General features: G+C 70.1%; 15 protein-coding genes and 4 pseudogenes. 12 read left to right on the top strand and 7 right to left on the bottom strand.

The window, feature by feature from the left end; all coding sequences use genetic code 11:
- Positions 1-15: 15 nt before the first annotated feature.
- A complete protein-coding gene (locus ACW14Y_RS09935) occupies positions 16-825 on the top strand; it encodes an alpha/beta fold hydrolase (protein WP_380308218.1) in 810 nt (269 codons plus the stop codon).
- Positions 826-919: 94 nt separating this feature from the next.
- Here the strand turns inward: ACW14Y_RS09935 and ACW14Y_RS09930 are convergent, their stop codons facing one another.
- Positions 920-2,221 (bottom strand): nucleotidyl transferase AbiEii/AbiGii toxin family protein, encoded by a 1,302-nt coding sequence (locus ACW14Y_RS09930; RefSeq protein ID WP_456986576.1) that lies wholly within the window; start codon positions 2,219-2,221, stop codon positions 920-922.
- Entirely contained in the window at positions 2,218-3,033 is an 816-nt protein-coding gene (locus tag ACW14Y_RS09925) for a hypothetical protein (RefSeq protein ID WP_456986575.1), read from the bottom strand. The genes ACW14Y_RS09930 and ACW14Y_RS09925 overlap by 4 nt, the downstream gene beginning before the upstream one ends.
- A gap of 500 nt (positions 3,034-3,533) precedes the next feature.
- On the opposite strand from ACW14Y_RS09925, the gene ACW14Y_RS09920 reads away from it, so the two are divergent.
- Positions 3,534-4,940: an MFS transporter gene (locus ACW14Y_RS09920; protein WP_380439479.1), complete on the top strand. Its 1,407-nt coding sequence runs from the start codon at positions 3,534-3,536 to the stop codon at positions 4,938-4,940.
- A gap of 144 nt (positions 4,941-5,084) precedes the next feature.
- Here the strand turns inward: ACW14Y_RS09920 and ACW14Y_RS09915 are convergent.
- A pseudogene (locus tag ACW14Y_RS09915) lies at positions 5,085-5,659 on the bottom strand (DUF3710 domain-containing protein).
- Positions 5,660-5,947: 288 nt separating this feature from the next.
- A pseudogene (locus ACW14Y_RS09910) lies at positions 5,948-6,587 on the bottom strand (IS5 family transposase); the annotation flags it as partial.
- A 109-nt stretch (positions 6,588-6,696) separates the two neighbouring features.
- Between ACW14Y_RS09910 and ACW14Y_RS09905 the strand changes: the two are divergent.
- Positions 6,697-6,857 (top strand): annotated as a pseudogene (locus tag ACW14Y_RS09905) (tyrosine-type recombinase/integrase); the annotation flags it as partial.
- Between the two features lie 2,001 nt (positions 6,858-8,858).
- Here the strand turns inward: ACW14Y_RS09905 and ACW14Y_RS09900 are convergent.
- The 3 genes from ACW14Y_RS09900 to ACW14Y_RS09890 all read right to left on the bottom strand — a co-directional run bounded on the left by ACW14Y_RS09900 (position 8,859) and on the right by ACW14Y_RS09890 (position 11,109).
- A complete protein-coding gene (locus ACW14Y_RS09900; RefSeq protein WP_456986574.1) occupies positions 8,859-9,683 on the bottom strand; it encodes a protein phosphatase 2C domain-containing protein in 825 nt (274 codons plus the stop codon).
- A gap of 4 nt (positions 9,684-9,687) precedes the next feature.
- A complete protein-coding gene (locus ACW14Y_RS09895; protein ID WP_030391671.1) occupies positions 9,688-10,530 on the bottom strand; it encodes a sigma-70 RNA polymerase sigma factor region 4 domain-containing protein in 843 nt (280 codons plus the stop codon).
- Positions 10,531-10,674: 144 nt separating this feature from the next.
- Positions 10,675-11,109: an ATP-binding protein gene (locus ACW14Y_RS09890; RefSeq protein WP_043913022.1), complete on the bottom strand. Its 435-nt coding sequence runs from the start codon at positions 11,107-11,109 to the stop codon at positions 10,675-10,677.
- Positions 11,110-11,209: 100 nt separating this feature from the next.
- On the opposite strand from ACW14Y_RS09890, the pseudogene ACW14Y_RS09885 reads away from it, so the two are divergent.
- From ACW14Y_RS09885 to ACW14Y_RS09845, 9 genes and pseudogenes are all read left to right on the top strand, one after another.
- A pseudogene (locus ACW14Y_RS09885) lies at positions 11,210-11,437 on the top strand (winged helix-turn-helix domain-containing protein); the annotation flags it as partial.
- Positions 11,438-11,473: 36 nt separating this feature from the next.
- Positions 11,474-11,995, top strand: coding sequence for a UTRA domain-containing protein (locus ACW14Y_RS09880; RefSeq protein ID WP_456988126.1), 522 nt, complete (start codon positions 11,474-11,476; stop codon positions 11,993-11,995).
- A 121-nt stretch (positions 11,996-12,116) separates the two neighbouring features.
- On the top strand, positions 12,117-12,512 hold the full coding sequence (locus ACW14Y_RS09875; RefSeq protein ID WP_043913021.1) for a hypothetical protein: 396 nt from the start codon (positions 12,117-12,119) through the stop codon (positions 12,510-12,512).
- Between the two features lie 101 nt (positions 12,513-12,613).
- Positions 12,614-14,194, top strand: a complete 1,581-nt coding sequence (locus ACW14Y_RS09870; RefSeq protein ID WP_456986573.1) for an FtsK/SpoIIIE domain-containing protein — start codon at positions 12,614-12,616, stop codon at positions 14,192-14,194.
- Positions 14,191-14,385 (top strand): hypothetical protein, encoded by a 195-nt coding sequence (locus ACW14Y_RS09865; RefSeq protein ID WP_030395869.1) that lies wholly within the window; start codon positions 14,191-14,193, stop codon positions 14,383-14,385. The genes ACW14Y_RS09870 and ACW14Y_RS09865 overlap by 4 nt, the downstream gene beginning before the upstream one ends.
- A gap of 14 nt (positions 14,386-14,399) precedes the next feature.
- Entirely contained in the window at positions 14,400-14,603 is a 204-nt protein-coding gene (locus tag ACW14Y_RS09860) for a hypothetical protein (protein WP_456986572.1), read from the top strand.
- On the top strand, positions 14,603-16,192 hold the full coding sequence (locus ACW14Y_RS09855; protein WP_456986571.1) for a replication initiator: 1,590 nt from the start codon (positions 14,603-14,605) through the stop codon (positions 16,190-16,192). Before ACW14Y_RS09860 ends, ACW14Y_RS09855 begins: the two co-directional genes overlap by 1 nt.
- Positions 16,192-16,356 (top strand): helix-turn-helix domain-containing protein, encoded by a 165-nt coding sequence (locus tag ACW14Y_RS09850; RefSeq protein WP_030397625.1) that lies wholly within the window; start codon positions 16,192-16,194, stop codon positions 16,354-16,356. Before ACW14Y_RS09855 ends, ACW14Y_RS09850 begins: the two co-directional genes overlap by 1 nt.
- Complete coding sequence (locus tag ACW14Y_RS09845) at positions 16,356-17,660, top strand: tyrosine-type recombinase/integrase (protein ID WP_456986570.1); 1,305 nt, start codon at positions 16,356-16,358, stop codon at positions 17,658-17,660. The genes ACW14Y_RS09850 and ACW14Y_RS09845 overlap by 1 nt, the downstream gene beginning before the upstream one ends.
- Positions 17,661-17,833 lie beyond the last annotated feature (173 nt).

The raw sequence follows: 17,833 nt of genomic DNA, 5'->3' as shown, positions 1-17,833 counted from the left end.
GTCGGGAGGCTCTCGATGGCCGAGATCAGGGTGAACGGCGTGTCGCTGTACTACGAGACCCGGGGCGCCGGGCCGGGAGTGGTGCTGGTGCACGGTTCCTGGACGGACGCCGACAGCTGGGTACGGGTACTGCCGGGGCTCGCGGAGGAGACCACCGTCGTCTCCTACGACCGCCGCGGACACAGCCGCAGCGAGGACCTCCTCACCCAGGGTTCCGTCTACGAGGACGCCGCCGACCTCGCCGGCCTCATCGTCGGCCTCGGCCTGGCACCCGCCTACGTCTGCGGCGACTCCTACGGCGGCCTGATCGCCCTCCGCCTCGCCGCCGCCCGCCCCGACCTGCTGCGCGGCGTGACCGTCCACGAACCGCCCGCGACCGGCATCCTCCTCGCCGACCCGGAACTCCGCCCCCTCGGCGTCGCCTTCTCCGAACGGATCTCGGAGGTCCGCGAACTCCTCGAACAGGCCGAATCGGCGGCCGCGGCCGAGCTCTACGCCAACACCATCGCCTTCGGCCCGGGCGCCTGGGAACAACTCCCCGCCCCCGTCCGCCACACCTGCGTCCGCAACGCCCCGACCTACCTCGACGAACTCCGTGACCCGGACGCCCTCGACCTCGACCTCACCGCCCTCAACCGCTTCACCGAACGCGTCCTCCTCACCCAGAGCGACGACAGCGCCCCCATGTACGGCGAGATCCTCGACCTGATCGACCTCTCCCTCCCCAAACCCGAACGCCACGTCTACCCCCACGCCGGCCACGCCCCCCACCTCTCCGAACCCGAACGCTGGGTCCGCACCACCCTCCCCCACGCCCTCGGGTGAGCATCCCGCTCCGCCCGGGGGAGCCGCGGCAGTGCCCGACCCCGGGCGGAGGTCACGAGAGGTGACGGATGCTCAACGAGTCACCGGGTAGGAGTCAGTCGGCGGCTCGTTGGGCGGCGAAGCGCTCGGCGGCGTCCGCGAGCCCGCGCATGCGCCAGGCGTTCTCGCCATCGTGGTGGTCGGCGATGGCCCTCCGGGCGGTGTCGAGGTCGCGGTCGAGCAGCTCGCAGACGAGCACCAGGTAGTCGGCGGTCGCCATGTGCTGCGCGGAGGTGTGCCGCAGGACGGCGTCCACGCCCTCCTCCGCCAGTACCGGCCGCAGTTCATCTATCAGCGGTGCCAGCCAGTGGGCGCGCAGCGCGTACTCGGTGCGTCCGGCGAAGGTGGTGCCGAGGGCGGCGAGCAGCTGCGCCGGGTACTCCTCGACCGGCTCGGCGAACTGCGGGTGGTCCTTGGCGAACTCGTCCCAGTCGACGTCGAGTTCGCCGATGTGGTGCGGCAGGACCGGCGATCGGGACCACCCGGAGTCCTCGTCGGCCTGGGCGAAGACGGCGCGCAGCAGGTCGTAGGGCACCTCGGTGGTGCGGGAGAGCAGGACGGCGTCGTAGAGGTCCTTGCCCTGGGGGTGGTTGTCGGAGACCAGCCAGAGGATCTTCCAGGCCAGCGAGAGCTGGGGCGTCGCGGTGAGCAGCGGGCCGGTGACGCCGGGGAGTCGGTACGACTGCGGTTCGACGGGCAGGTGCTCGGTGAAGACGAAGTCGAGCTGGACAGTGCCGCCCGGCACGCCGGGCGCCGTCCAGGGCAGGACGAGCCTGCGACCGGGGATGCGGCTGTAGGTCCAGATCTCGTCGCTGAGCGCCTGGTCGGCGTGCAGGCGCACCCCTGTCCGCTGCTCGTCGCCGCCCGTTGCGGAGAGGTGGTCGGCGGCGGTGGCGAGTTCGTTCAGCATGCGGTCGGTGCGGGGGTCCTCCAGTTGCCAGTCGACGGGGCGGACCACGAAGTCCAGGTCCCCGGGCTCGCGGGCCGGCTCGCCGTACCAGGCGCGCAGCAGGACGCTGCCGCGCAGCACCAGATGCTCGGCCCACGGGGAGGCGGCGACGGCGGACAGCACCGTGTCGAGGGCGGTCCTGCGGGCGGCGAGCCAGTGCCGGGCGAGGTCCGGGTCGGTGAAGGCGGGTTCGCTCGGGCGCAGGGCCCGGCTGTACCCGGCGAGGGCAGGGTCGAAGACGGGCTGCTGGGTGACCGCGTGGTCGTCGATGGGGTGGACGCTGCGGGGCAGGTCGCGGTCTTCGCGGACCTCCTCGCTCGGGGGCGTGCGGGGCAGCCGCACGCCCTGCCAGGGCCCGTACTCCAACTCTGCCCACTGGGTGGACGGCGCGGACAGGTCGTCGGTCATCGCGGATCTCCTTCTCGTGCTGCTGCTTCTGCTGCTTCTGCTGTTTCTGCTCCCGCGGTCGCTGCTTCGCGGGGCCCGGCCGGGTGGTCGTGCTCGGTGATCCAGCCCGCGTCCAGGGTCTCGTCGCTGTCGACGGCGACGAACTCTCGTTCTGCCGACAGCACGCGGTGCCCGGCGGTGGCGAGGTCCGCGAGCAGCGCGTCCAGGCGCCGGCCGGCGGTGGCCAGGCCGACCTGGCGGCACCGCTGGGTGACGAACCATTCGCGATGGCCGTCCTTGCGCGTGCGGCGGGGGTTGTGCGAGAGGTGGGCATCGTGCCGCACAGCGAGGGCGGCCAGGGCGGCCAGGCTGGCCAGGGCGGTGTGAGCGGGGCTGTCGGCAGAGGCCGGGCCGACGGGTGTCGCGGGCGGCAGGCACAGCTTGAGGTGGTGTTCGAAGTACCGGCTCGTCCCGTGCGTCGCGGCGTCGCCGTCCGTTGCGGGGACGCCCTCGGCCCACGGCGTGGCCTCGATCTTGGTGCGCAGGACGGCGAATCCGGCCTGTGCCAACTGCTCGGCGGTGCGGGCGGTCGCCGCGGCGGTCTCCTCCAGCGTGCCGCGGGCGCGCAGGGTGAGCATCGGCTGGGAGGGCATCGTGCCCCGGGCCAGCAGGATGTGGGTGAACTTCAGGCCGTGGTCGGCGGCCCACGCGGCCAGCGCCTCGGCGGCGCCGGGCCCCACGGTCAGGTGCACCTCGAACTCACCCCGCAGGCCGGGCAGGTCCGACGGGTCGTTGGGGCGCTGGTCAGGACAGGTGGCGAGCATGGGCAGCATGCTGGCAGTCCCCTGTGACAACACCCCGTGGGGGCCTGCCCGGTGGCCGGTGCCCGGTGCCCGGTGCTCTGTGCCTGGCTGCTTCCGCTCCGCGCCGACGGGCTCGTCCGTGCACCACCGGGGCCGGTCCGCGCACGGGCCGTTCCGCCGGGCCTTCCCCGGGCAGTCCGCCCCTCGTGTCCCGGAGTCCCGGAACGTGCCCCCGAGTGAGGAGGATCACCCGTGGGGGCGGTACGGCGGGGCGAGGCGGCCCCAGGGCCCGGCAGGACTGGACGGGGGCCGCGGCGGCACGGGCACAGGGCCCGTCCGCTTCGGGACCTTGGTCACGAATTCGCCCGACCTTCGGCCCGGTGGCACCCCCTCCCCGCCCGGGCAACCGTTGACGGTCGCCCGGTGTGACCGGGCGACGGCACCACCCGCCGGGCGGTGCCGATCCCTGCCGTCTACCCGGCGCACACCGTGCGGGAGTACATCGTGCGCTCCGGAGGACCCGAAGACCCATGTCCAGCACCATCGACAACGCCCCGTATACCGCCTTCCACCGCAGACTGGCCCTGGCCTGCTCCGGTGGGCCGCTGCTCGACGGTTACATCCTGAGCATCGTCGGCGTCGCCCTCATCGGGATGCGCCCCGAACTCGGCCTCTCCACCGCCGAGGTCAGCCTGATCGGCGCCGCCGCGCTGGTCGGCATGTTCGTCGGAGGCGCGCTCTTCGGCGTGCTGACCGACCGCATCGGCCGGGAGGTGATGTACACCGCCGACCTGCTCGTCATGGTCGCCTGCTCGGTGCTCTCCTTCTGGGTGGACACGGTGTGGGCGATCGCCCTGCTGCGCTTCGTGCTCGGCATGGCCGTCGCCGCCGACTACCCCATCGCGACCTCGCTGCTCGCCGAGTGGCTGCCGGCCAAACACCGCGGGCGGCTGCTCGGTCAGCAGATCGTCGCCTGGTACGCCGGCTCCGTCCTCGCTTACGTGACCGGCTACGCCTTCCTGCGCCTGGCCGGCCCCGGCAGCTGGCGCTGGATGCTGGCCAGCTCCACCGTGCTGTGCGTCGTCTTCCTGGTGATCCGCCGCGGCTCGCCGGAGTCCCCGCGCTGGCTGGCCGCCAACGGGCGGGTCGGTGACGCCGTGCGCGTGGTCGAGAAGCACCTCGGCGTGCGGGTCGACGGCCGGGAGCTGATGCCCGACCCCGCACAGCCCGCCGGGCCCGGCGGGCTGCGCCTGCTGATGACCCCGCCCTACCGGCGCCGCACCCTCTTCTGCGGCCTGTTCTTCCTCTGCCAGGTCGGCCCGCTCTTCGCGATGCTCACCTTCGGCCCGCAGATCCTCTCGTCCTTCGGCATGCCGGGCGGCACCGTGATGGAAACCCTTGGTACCGGCCTGATCAGCGTGGTCTTCCTACTCGGCTGCTACCCGGCGCTGCGCCTGATCGACACCCGGGGCCGACGGCCGGTGATCATCTGGTCGTTCGCCCTGATGACCGTCCCGCTCGCCCTGCTCGGGGTGTGGCCCACCGCCCCCGCCGCCGTCGCGCTCACCGCGCTGTGCGCCTACGCCTTCCTGTGCGGCGGACCGAACGTGCTCGACTGGACCTACCCCAACGAGCTGTTCCCCACCGAGATCCGCGCCACCGCCGTCGGCGTCGCCACCTCGGTGAGCCGGATCGGCGCGGCCGTCGGCACCTACCTGCTGCCGCTGTCCCTGACCGGGCTCGGCACCGGGCCGACGATGCTGATCGCGGCCGGGACGACGGCCCTCGGTCTGCTGGTGTGCGTGCTGTGGGCCGAGGAGACCCGCGGCACCGCCCTGGGCGCGGCCCCGGCCGCAACCGAGCCGACGGCCGCCGCCGCGGCGACGGGTGCCCGGAAGGGCGTCCCGGCGCAGCGCGTGGCGCAGTCCGTGCGCTGACGTCCGGGCCCTCGTCCGCGGACGTGCGGTTCCGAGGGACGCTGTCCGGGCTGCCGTCACTCACGTCCGAGTGACGGCAGCCCGGAGGGAACCAGGCGCATGAACTCACCCTGGCCGGCTGGCACGACAACATCCGCCGGCACGTCAGTCAGGCATGCGCAACCGAATGGGCTGACCGTCCTCGGAGGGGCGTCCGGAACCGAAGTCGGTCGCCGACAGCTGGAGCGACGGAGTGGGCCGGAACAAGGGAACCACCACGACGCGCCCGACGTACGAACAGACCCACTCATCGCGGTTCCCCGAGTCGGCTCCCTCGCCGGTGACAGTCGCTCTCAGCAGCCAGCCCGGGCCGTCACACCCGAGCATGCGGATGCTCTGCAGCCCCCGGGAACCCGCCTCCTGCTGTACCGGGACATCACACCTGAGTTCGACACCGGCGCGACCGGCCCACTCCCGGACCTCACCCCCAGGTCGCGAACCCGCCGCGCGAGGATCTGGCGTGCCCTGGCCCACGCACCGTCCCGGGTCGTGTGGAAGGCCTGGAGCTGTATCCCCGTCGCTCCCCGGAGGACGACGGCTTCCAGCAGGTCCGAGGACCCTACGCCCTCGTTCAGCTGGATCTTCACGCCCGGCTCTCGGGGGATCCGGAGGCCACCGAGGTCGATGAGGTCGAGCTCCTGCCAGCCCGTTTCGCCGGCGTCCCACGGTCCGATCTCCATACCCCGCTCGACCGGCCTGAACGGATCCTCCGCGCGGACGAAGTCGCTCGCGATTTCCTCCGCGGCCCTGAACAGACGGTCGAGATCCTCTCCTCGGATGTCCTCCGCGTCGGTCAGCGCCACGAGGACCGCGACGATGCCCAGCAACGAGAACAGCCCAGTCGGCCGACCGGCCTCGGCGGCGCGCAGATCGCCTGTCAGTGCGGAGACCATGGTCGCCACCTCACCCGCCTCGAGGCCCTGCGCCGTTACGGCAGGCGCGTCGACCCGGCTCACCGTCCTCTTCCCGATGCCTTTGCGGGCGATGCGGACGCCGATCCGTTTGCCGCGCAGCCATTTTCGCAGGTGAGGAGCGTCGTAGGCTTTGTCCGCGTGTAGGCGTCCGGGCTTGCGGTAGCGGTCTCCCTGGGCGGCCTGTCTCATCAGGTGACCCTCGACCATGGCTTCAGGGCTTTGCTGTTGTGGGTGTCGTCGGCGGTGACGCCGACGACGAGGGGCAGTCCACCTGCATCCGACAGGACGTGCATCTTGGAACCCGACTTGCCCCGGTCTACGGGGCTCGGGCCGGTAAGGCCGCCCCTTTTTTGGCTCTTACGTGTGCCGAGTCGAGCACGACGCGTCAGACGCCCAGCAGGCCGGCGTCGTCCCGGCGCTCCAGGATCGTCTCGTGCAGCCGGCCCCACACCCTGGCCCGCGACCAGATCAGGAAGCGGCGGTGGACGGTTGACTTCGAGACCCCGAAGCGCGGCGGCAACGCACGCCACGCACACCCGCTGACCAGCACATACACGATCGCCGCGAACAGCGTCTCATCAGGCGTGTTCGCTGTCCCGCCGCCCTGTGGCCGGACCCGGTCCGGCGGGATCAGCGGCTTCGCCAACTCCCACAACCCGTCCGGAACAATCCAACTCCACGTACCCCGCCCCATACCGGGGCCAACGAGCCATCACCACATAGGACACGGTCTAAGCCTGCACCCAGTTCGCGGCGGCCACACGATCGAACTCGCACTCCTCATCCGGCACTTCAAGGCGCTCCTCCACCGACGAGGACTCCGCCGATCCAATTCCATGACCTCCGGCACTCGATCGCGAGGCTTCTCCTGGAGCAGGGGGTTGAACTCGTCGTCATCAAGGAGCTGTTGGGTCATGCTCGTATCGGCGTGACCGCCACCGTGTACGCACACGTTCGCCTCCGCCCTTCTGCACGACGCCATCAACCTCATGAGCGGCAGACTCAGTCAGCCCTCCCAGGCGATTACTGCGCCCGACGACGGCGACGACCGTCACCTTGTGCAGCACCTGTCCCCCGCTGACGCTGCCGTCAACTACTGCCGTCAGACCGCTTCGACGAAAAACAGGAGCCCCACCGATGATTCCGGCGGGGCTCCTGCCTCAATTTCTTCGCCGACTCATTCAAAAGCAATTTCGCCGGCATTGTGTCACGTGGAATAGAGTCGCAAGTATGCGTTTCCGCTTACATTCTGCGGCGCAAAGCAATCGACGCCACTGCGCGAGATAGATCGGCTGACAATACGCATGAGACTTGCCAGCCATCATGTCCGAAGGTGTGAAATACCTTGACTACTTCCCCTTTGTGCAATTCCATGACTCGGATAAATTTTTCGACATCGCAATGTGAGCGTTCCTGGCGTTTGTCGGCTGTGGGGGATAGCTCGAAATTGGCGGCCAGTGTTGAAGCGCTGGCCAGCCAAACAGGGATTTCCAGCTCCGAGTAGCCTTGAAGCTGCCGAAAGGAAGTGCCTGCCGAATCCCAGCCTTCGCCGGCGAGATTCGCGCATAGCTTCAAGGCTCGCGCTACTGGAATTCTCTCCACGGCTCCAGAGTCGATCGCCGAAGCGATTCCACTTCCCCTCACGGCAGTTAAGGCCAAGGGGTGAATGAGATCATCAGATGTCACACACAGGAACCGCCAATCCCCAAGAGGCAGGGAGAAGAATCGAACGAGTTCTTGCCCTTTTCGAGTCAATTCCTCGACGAATCTCCGCAGGTCTAGAGTTCTCTGCGGCTCCTCCGACAAGAGCTCGTCGCGGAGTCCATAGATCCCCGCTAGAGTCGATGCGCGTGCTTGCGAGGACTCGATTGAGACGTCTCCGAGTGATTCTATCCTTGACATCGCAATCCCAGCGGACTCCCATCCGAGCTGAGACAGGTCCGACCAGAGTCGGACAATCATTGCCGATGATACGGCGGAGGGGCTCGCCATATTAAGAATCACCTCTTTCGGTTCAGTCAACGACCTACCCGGCCTTCCGGCTGATGCCCACTACCCGAGCTCCCCGAACGGCGTTTTCGACGAGATGCTCCGAATTTTCCCACAGATCCGAGCTGAACATGATAGACGGATAGACCGGCTGCCCAAGGGGAAGCCTTACCTGGAGAACTACTCCAGCCAAGTCCTTGCGGCCTTCGGCGGTACCCCGAGCATAACTGATTGCCGTATCCTTGTTGGTCGTCCAGGATGTGTAGATGCTAGAGGTATTTCCATCGTGATGGCGCCGCATATCGGAGTGGCCACCCCTTGGTTCCGCAATTCCCTGCGTCGCGTTTTCGTACGCGGGACTCTTTTCCGAGACCCCTCGGTACAGGTAACTAACGCCCTCTTCTTCTTCGAAAGCCTCTCCACAATTGTGGACGAGGACCGGCGTAGCCCCCGCCAGCACATAGTACGTGTGGGAGGCGGCCCCTTCCGGCCTGCATTTTCGCAGGTGAGCGGGAATCTACCCGTGTGCGGAGGTGCGTGGAAGTGCGTTGTTGTCCGGGCCTGTTGCCGTCAGCGTTGCTGTCAGTGGTCTACACCACGACGGGCCGTCAGGTGCGAGCGCCGGCGGTGGAGCGGTTTTGGCCGGTGTCCTGTCCGGTCTGGGGTCGGGCATGATCGGGGGGCCGTAAGCTGCTGCGACTCGGTCAGGGCTTTTGGGCCTGACCGCAGTGTGGCCGAGTGGCCCCCCGGTCTTGCTCGACGCGGGCCCCTGGCCGGGGAGGTGGGTAAAACCGCGGAGCCGCCGGCCCCAGCCACTCTGCTGCCCCGTTCGGGCGGTCGCGCCGGGACCGGGCGCCAGCCCGCACGCCCGGCGTCGGCCGCCCGGGGCGGGGCAGCGGCGCGCGCAGGGCGCGCGCCCTTGACCTTGTAGAGCGGAATTCGGCAGTGACTTCGGTTGGGCTTCGGGGATCGCGGACTACAGCGTGACGGTAGCGACGGCGGTGTCGTCGTGGGCCTTGCCGCGGGGCCAGCGTTTGCCGTCTGCGTCGGCGAGTTCGGCAGTGCGGACTGCGCGGATGAGGGCAGCCGGGCCCTGGTCGTGGATGAGCTTGAGGGCCTCGGGCCAGTCGGCGAGGTGGAAGCGGTCGACCAGGCGGGAGGCGCCGTCGCTGACCATGGTGAAGCCGGTGACCTCGGTGCGCGGGACGGTGCCGGTGAGGGCGGCGTGGGCGGCGGTGGGGTCGGCGGCGGCGACCCAGAAGCCGTCGGGCTGGTTGCGGTGGGCGCGCATGGCCTCGACGTAGCGGCGGAGGGCTTCTCCGTGTTCGGCAGTGCCGGTGGGGACGGCGTCCATGGAGCCGCGGAGGGACGCACCGACCAGGGCCTCGCGGTCGTCGGTGATCGCGACGGGTCCGGTGGCGGGGTCGACGTGTTCGACGATCAGGGTGGAGTCGGCGAGGACCAGGTACTGGAGGTCCTGGTCGGTGAGGCGGACCGCGATGACGGTGGCCGACGGGGTGCCGGGGTGGGTGAGGTCGCACTCGGCGTGCAGTGCGGCGGTGGTGGTGATGGCGTCCGCGAGGCAGTCGGTCAGGGCGCGGTCGGGCCGGTTGGTCACGCCGGCGAGCAGGTTGACGCCGAGCCGGGTGACGAACCACGCCACGCCGTGGGAGCAGCCGCAGTCGGATCCGGGCGGGGTGCCGGCGCCGTCGAGCAGGACGACGGCGCTCGGGCTGGCCGCGACGAAGTCCTCGTTGGGGCGGTCCTGGCGGGCGGGTTCGGTGGCGATCTCCAGATGCACCCGGTCAGTCTGCCTCGTGCCGGTAGAACGGCGACAGTAGGCGGACGCGCACGGGTTCGTTGTCCTGGGGGTTGTAGTCGACGTTCAGCAGGACGGAGAACCGGCCGGTGCCGGCCTGCTGGTAGAGGTCGGCGAGGTCGTTGACGATGAGGTGGACGACGCCGAGCGTGCCCTGCGGGTGGATCCCGGTGAGGACCATGACCAGGCCCTGGCCGTCGGGGCGCGGGAGTCGGCCGAGGTAGGCCACGTCGGAGTTGAGGGCGGGTTCGGAGTCCATGCCGGAGCGGTAGGCGACGCCGGCCTCGCGGTCGCGCAGGGTCCACGGTCCGTCGGGGGCGCGTTCGAAGCAGATCGACGGGTCCTGGGCGAGCACCCCGGCGACGTGGCTGGAGAGCCGGGGGCCGCAGATGACGATCATGTCCTCGCGGTTGAGGTCGATCTCGCCACCGATCGGCACGTGCTCGAAGCTCGGTTCGAGCTTGTAGGAGCGGGCGAGGTCGCCGAGCCGCTGGGCGGCCGCGAAGTCCTCGGCGGCCAGGACCGGCCTGGCGTTGCCGGCCTCCTGCTTGAGCGGTGTCGCGATGATCAGTCGCGCGTTGCCCAGGAACGCCCCTTCGGGCGCGGGTGCCGACTGCTTGAGCTGGTGGATCCGCCCTCGGGTGAGTCCGGCCTCGGCGGCGATCTGGGCATAGGACATGCCCTGCTCGTGCAGTTCGGAGATCACCCGCTGACGCAGCCGCGACAGCTCGGTGACCTCCTGCTGCGCCTCGGCCAGCCGCACGGTGGCTGCTCGTAGCAGCTCGAACGGGTTCTTGATGGCGGCGATCCGCTGCGTTTCTCCCGCCATGTCCCCTCCGGTGTCTGCCCCAGTCAACGCAGAGTCTAGGGGGATAGACAGGATCAGCAAACGCAGGTGTCGGCCGGTTCGCTGTGTGTCGTGGGGCATCGCGGGGTCTCCTGGCGGCAGCTGCGGCCGTCGTTGTATAGGGGGCTATACACCCTGTGGAACGGGCGAATCGTTGGTGGTACTGGCTTGTTCTTCTGCGGTGGATGTTAGCTGCGCCCACACGGAGCGGTAGTCATCGCCGTCGTTGTGCGCGCCCCACGAGTCGGCCAGGGCGTCGACCAGGGTGAGACCGCGACCGAAATCGGCGGCCTCGTCGGGGGCCCGGAGGCCGGGAACGCCACCCTGACCCCCCTCGTCGGCGACGTCGATCAAGACCGTGCCGGACGAGCGCCGGATCTCCACCCACACCGAGCCGCCCGGGCGGCCGGACCTGCTGTGGAGAACGGAGTTGGTCACGAGCTCGGAGACGATCAGTTCGGCGTCCGCGACCCGGGGGTGTCCACCGAGGGCCTCGCGGACCAGATTGCGGGCCGCACCCGCGGACTCGGGGACTCCGGGGAAGCGAGCGATCCATGGCATGGGGGTGCCCCTCTGCTTCTCTGTGGCGCGATCAGTCGGATACTTTGCGTGAAGCTCGGATTCGAGCTTGAAAGCTCGGGTCCGAGCTTGTCAAGCTGATGTGAGAAAACGTGAGATAGGGGCGCTCGTGCGAGAGTTGGGACGACCGGCGTATCTGCGGCTGGCGGATGTCTTGCGCGCCGAGATCGTTTCGGGCGACCGGGCGCCGGGCTCGCGGATGCCGAGCATCGCGGACCTGTGCCGTGATCACGGAGTCTCGGAGCAACCGGTCAGGCAGGCCCTCCGGGTGCTGACCGCCGAGGGATTGGTCGAGGGGCGCCCGGGCTCGGGGACCTATGTGCGCGTCCGGCCGGTACCGGCGCGGATGGCACGCGGGCGCTACCACGCGGCCGGCAGCCCGTTCGCCGCGGAGAGCCGCGCCCGTGGCGTCGAGCCGTCGTGGTCGTGCGACTCGCAGAAGACCTACGCGACCGCCGCCCTGGCGCTCCGGCTCGGCATCCCGGAGGGCGATCCGGTGATGCAGAGCCAGTACGTCTTCCGCGCCGACGGCGAACCGACCCAACTGTCGACCAGCTGGGAGCCGATGGCGGTCACCGGCGGGACGGCCGTCGTGCTGCCCGAGAACGGCCCGCTGGCCGGTTCCGGGGTGGTGGCGCGGATGTCCGCCATCGGCATCGCGGTCACGCGGGTGACCGAGGACGTGTCCGCCAGGCCGGTCCTTGAGATCGAGGCGGAGCCGCTCGGCATCCCGCTGGGCTCGACCGTGCTCGCGATAGAACGCAGCCACTGGGCAGGCGAGTTGGCGGTCGAGACGGCGGACATCGTGCTTGCCGCCGACCGGTTCCGCCTCTCGTACGAGATCGACATCCCGCCCTTTCGGGCCTGATCGGGGAGAGCAGGGCCAGGCGTACCTGACGGCCAGTCAAGATCTTTGTATATCCCCCTAGACGGCAATCTCGGGGCGGTCGGCCTCCGACTGTCCAGGGGGGTAGACAGGAGAGATCCTCATGGCCATCCGTGGTGCGATCCCCGTCCGTTTCGAGGACGTCTTCCCCGCCGGCGCGTTCGCCGTCTCGGTCGAGCCGGTCGCCGACTTCGAGGCGAGCAAGAGCGGCACCAAGGTGCAGGCGCGCGACAAGTCGACCGGGCACCCGCTCTGGGTCGTCGCGGTGGTCGACCCGGACCCGGAGGCGCGCGACACCTCCGCCCGCGTCAAGGTCGTGGCCCCGGTCCTTCCGGTGCTGCCGGACGCGGCTCCGGGTCTGCCCTTCCGGCCGGTCGAGTTCGACGGCCTGACCGTGACGGCCTACGTCAACAACAGCGGCCGGGTCGCCTACTCGTTCAAGGCCACCGGCGTCCGGGCGCCCGCCGCCGCCCGCTCTTCCGCCAAATCCGCGGCCTGACCCCGGCTTCGCCCCGTCCTGGCGCGCGACTGCACATCGGCTCGCGCGCCGGGCGGCGCCACCCATCCCGCTCGCGGTGTGAACTGAGGTGCAACGCAGACATGTTCAAGTTGAGCAGCACCCTCAAGTCCGTGCTCCTGGCCCTGCTGGCCGCCTTGATCGGCTACTCGTGGGTCGTGGTCCATCTCGGCCCGACCGCCGGGTTGCTGGTGATCGCGGCCCTCGTCGCCGGTCCGGTCGGCCGGCTGGTGTACCGGGCGAAGTCCTTGCGCTCGCGGATCCGGCGCGGCTGGCCGGAGTTGAGCTACTCCCTGGGGCTGTGGCAACAGGCACCGCTTCCCCGCTTCGATGCCCCGTACGAGTATGTGTGGCCGCGCATCGCGCGGATGCGCAAGCACCCCGGCGGCCTGGACGTCCTGATCGGGTTGCTGCCGGGACAGGTCCCCGAACAGGTCGCCCAGCACGCGCACGGGATCGCGCACGCCTGGCGCGTCCACCGGGTGGAAGTGACCAGCCCCCGCCGTGGGGCCGTGGTCCTGCGGGCGTGGACCTTCGACCCGCTCGCCAAGCCGTTCACGGCCACCGGCCGCACCCCCAAGCCGGTGCGGCGAACGTTCGGCAGCTGGCTGAGGGGGTGGTTCGGTCGGGTCCGGGCACTGGCGGGGAGGTGCCGGTTTCGCCTTCGCCGCGTGGCGGGCGGAACGCGGAAGGCCGCCGCGTCCGCCTGGGCGGCTTCGGCACCTGGGCTTCCGGACACTGGTGGCAGCCCTGGGGCTGGTCCGCCGAGCAAGGCGGTACCTGACGGAAGTGGCGGCGGAGGCGGAGCTGCGACCGAACCGCTCGGCCAGGTCCCGTGGCGGTCGGTGAGGATCGGCGCTCAGGAGGACGGCGAGCCCTGGCACTTGCGACTGCACGGCACCCATGTCCTGGTCGCCGGGGTCACCGGCTCCGGAAAGGGATCCGTCCTGTGGGGCGTGGTCCGGGAGCTGCTGCCCGGAGCGTCCGCCGGCCTGGTGGAGATCTGGGCGCTGGACCCGAAGCGCATGGAACTGTCCTTCGGCGCAGCCTTGTTCACCAGGTACGCCAGCGACCCCGAGGCGATGGTCGAACTGCTCGAAGCGGCCGTCGACCGGATGCAGGAACGCGCCCTGGCCTTCGCCGGCCGCCTCCGGGCCCACGTCCCCACTGCGGCTTCACCGTTCGTCGTCGTCATGGTCGACGAACTCGCCTTCCTCACCGCCTACCAGCCCGACCGGGACCTCCGGCGCCGTGCCGAAGCGGCGATCGCCACCCTGACCAGCCAGGGCCGCTCGGTCGGCTTCTGCCTCGTCGGCGCCCTCCAGGACCCGCGCAAGGAAGTCATGAACCTCCGCAACCTGTTCCCCGACCGGATCGCCCTGCGCATGGACGAAGCCGCCCAGGTGGACATGGTCCTCGGCAGCGGCGCCCGCGACCGGGGCGCGTACGCGGACCTGATCTCGCCCGACCCCACGACCGGCGCGGGCGTCGGCTACGTCCGCAACGAAGGCAGCCCGACCCCGGTCCGCGTGCGGGCGGCCTACGTCTCCGACGCCGAGATCGAGGCCCTCGTCGCCCGGTACGACAACCAGTCCGTCTACGGGGTGTCTAGCCCCCTGGACAGCAACGTCGACACGTCCTCGGAAGGTGGTGCACAGCCGTGATCGTCACCGGCTCGCTCGTCCTGTTCCTCGGCGCCCTGATCGCCGTCCTCCTCCGGCACCAGGCCCTGAAGGCCACGCACCTGATCCTCTGCGGCGTCTTCGGCTTCCTCCTCGCCGAGACCGGCGCCTCCTCCCTGATCAAGCACCTGCTCGCCTGGCTCACCAAGACCCTCGCCACCATCCACCCCTGACCGGAGGTACCGCCATGACCCACCGCCGCCTGCCCAGCGCCGCCAACTACCCCGTCCCCACGCCGACGAACGGCCAGGACCCGCGCTTCACTCGCGGCCTGCTCTTCGACATCGCCCGCCGGATCGAGGACGCCGGCTTCCCGCCCATCACCACCGGCCACGACCTGGTCCGCCTGATGGAGACCCTCTACGTCTTCTGCTACTCGGAAGACCGCTGATGACCGGAACCACCCGCGCGGAACGGGCCCGGATGCCCCTGGCCCGTTCCGTGCTCCGCCAGGTCGCCGAGGAACACGGCGTCTGCGTCCGGCCGGTGGCCCTGCGCCGCACCGACACCGCCACCGGCCACACCGAACTCGTCGACATCCCCTGCGGCGCCACCCGCGCGAGCCTGTGCCCCAGCTGCGCCGAACGCAAGCGCCGCCTGCGCGCCGCCCAGTGCCGCGAAGGCTGGCACCTCACCGAGGAACCCGTCCTCGAACCCGACCCCGCCACCGCCGCGCAGCAGTACCTCACCGAACTGCGGGCCGACCTGACCAAGGCCCACACCGAGGCCACCGGGGCGGAGGCCGACGAACTCGCCTCGCTGCTGGTCGAGATCGACACCGAACTCGCCGAGACCGGTGTCCGCGGCTCCCTCGCCCCCGCCCCGGCAGCCCGCCGGGTCCGCTCCACCCGACGCCGGCAGGACACCAGCGACCTGCCCCGCCGCCCGGTCGAGAACCGCACCCTCGGCAAGGCGTACACCACGCCCGACGGCCGGACCTTCCGCCCCTCGCTGTTCCTGACCCTCACCCTCCCCTCGTACGGACGCGTCCGCGCCGACGGCACCCCCGTCGACCCGACCGCCTACGACTACCGCCGGGCCGCACGCGACGCCCTCCACTTCCCCAAGCTGATCGACCGGTTCGTCCAGAACCTGCGCCGCTTCGTCGGCCACGACGTCCAGTACTTCGCCGTCGTCGAACCTCAGCGCCGCCTCGCCCCGCACCTGCACCTCGCCCTGCGGGGCACCGTCTCCCGCGCCGAACTGCGCCAGGTCGTCGCCGCCACCTACCACCAGGTCTGGTGGCCGCCCGCCGACCACCCGGTGCACGCCCCCGACGCGCCGCCGCACTGGTGTCCCGAACACGGCGCCTTCCTCGACCCGACCACCCACGAACCGCTGCCCACCTGGGACGAAGTCCTCGACCGCCTCGACGACGAACCCGAAGCCCAGCCCGCGCACGTGCTCCGCTTCGGCCCCCAGCTCGACGCCCAAGGCGTCCTCGTCGGCTCACCGCAGGCCGCCCGCTGCGTCCGCTACCTGACCAAGTACCTCACCAAGTCCGTCGCCGAGTGCCACACCCCGACCGGCACGACCGAGAGCGACCACGTCGACCGCCTCGCCGCCGAACTCCGCCACGAACCCTGCTCGCCCACCTGCGCCAACTGGCTCCTCCACGGCATCCAGCCCAAGAACGCCCACCCCGCCCTGCGCCCCGGCGCCTGCCGCTCCCGCGCCCACAAACGCGAACACCTCGGCTACGGCGGCCGCCGGGTCCTCGTCTCCCGCAAGTGGTCCGGCAAGACCCTCACCGACCACCGCACCGAACGCCGGACCTGGGTCCTGGAAGTCCTCGGCGACACCGCCGCCCGCGCCGAACCCCACCGCTACCTCTGGGAGCCCGTGCGTCCGGGGGACCCCGATATGTCGCCCCTCGCGACCCGGCTGCTGCGCGCCGTCGCCGAACGGGTCCGCTGGCGCGAGGCCCTCGACCAGGCCCTCGAACGAGCAGGAGGCCAACTGTGTCCGACGACGACCTGATGACCGTTCCCGAGGTCATGGCACGGCTGCGGCTCGGCCGCTCGGCGGTCTACGACCTGATCCGCACCAACCGGCTGCGTTCGATCACCATCGGCCGCTCCCGTCGCATCCCCTACGGCTCGTACCGCTCGTTCGTGGCTTCCCGACTGGAGGAGGCAGCCTGATGGCAGCCGAGAAGAAGAACCGTGCCAACGGCGAAGGAACCGTGTTCCAGCGCAAGGACGGCCGCTGGGAAGCCGCCGCCTACGTGCTGGCCGCCAACGGGAACCGACAGCGTCTCCACGTCTACGGCAGGACCCGCCAACAGGCGACAGACAAACTCACCGACGCCAAAGCCGCCAGCAACCGCGGCGTCCCCGTCGTCCACGCGCAAGGCACCGTCGGCAACTGGATCACCTACTGGCTCGACACCGTCGCGGTGCACCGCGTGCGCGAAACCACGCACACTCGCTACGCCGCCGTCGCCCGCCTGTACATCATCCCCGGCCTCGGTGCGAAGAAGCTCTCCAAACTCACCGCCAGGGACATCCGCACCTGGCTCGACGGCCTACGAACCCGCTGCCAGTGCTGCGCCCGCCGCACCGACCACCAGCGAACGCCGGCGAAGCAGCGCTGCTGCGCCGTGGGTGACTGCTGCCGCCGGGTGTTGAGTGCGCTCACGCTCACCTACATCCACACGGTGCTCAAGACCGCCCTGGAACACGCTGTCCAGGAAGAGGAGATCCCTCGAAACGTCGCCCGCAACGTCCGCCTTGGTACACCCCGGCCGCGACGGTTCGAGCCCCTCACCGTGGAAGAGGCCCGTCGCCTGATCGACACCACCCGCGACCACCCGCTCCACCCCGTGGTGCACCTCGCCCTCCACACCGGCCTGCGCAGGGGCGAACTGCTGGGCCTCACCTGGGAGGACGTCGACCTCAACGCTGGCACGGCTGTGATCCGACGCTCACTCCAACGCACCAGCGACAACGGCCTCGTGCTCTTTCCCACCAAGACCAAAGCCTCCGAACGACGCATCGCCCTGCCCGCCGCCTGCGTCCAGGCCCTGCACGCGCACCGGACCCGCCAGCAGACCGACCATGAGGCGGCAGGACTGCGTCGGAATCCTCGCGGCTACGTCTTCACCGCGCCCAGCACCGTGCTCCCGGTGGAACCCAGCACTCTCAACCGACGCTTTGCCACACTGCTCCACCAAGCCGGCCTCCGCCGGATCCGCTTCCACGACCTCCGACACACCACCGCCACCCTCCTCCTCGACCAAGGCGTCGAACTCGTCGTCATCAAAGAACTCCTCGGCCACGCCCACATCGGCGTCACCGCCACCGTCTACACCCACGTCAGACTCCGCATCCAACGCAACGCCATCGACCTCCTCGGCAACGCCCTCAGCAACTCCAGCAGCGGACCCGCCGACCGCAGTGACGGCGACGACCCACCGGGAGATGGGATCTTGCACTCCACGCGGTGACGTCAACTGGTGACGTCAAACGCCGATGGGCTCTCATCGACATCACTTGGTCGATGAGAGCCCATCGGATTCCTGGCGATTCTGGGTCTTGCTTGATGCGAATCTGTTCTAGCTGCTACGTCACGTCATGTTTGGCAGGGCAGCCGCCCCCCGGAGGCCTCGCCGGAACTCAC

The sequence above is a fragment of the Kitasatospora sp. cg17-2 genome (genome assembly GCF_054031055.1).
This window is presented reverse-complemented; position numbering and strand designations above follow the sequence as displayed.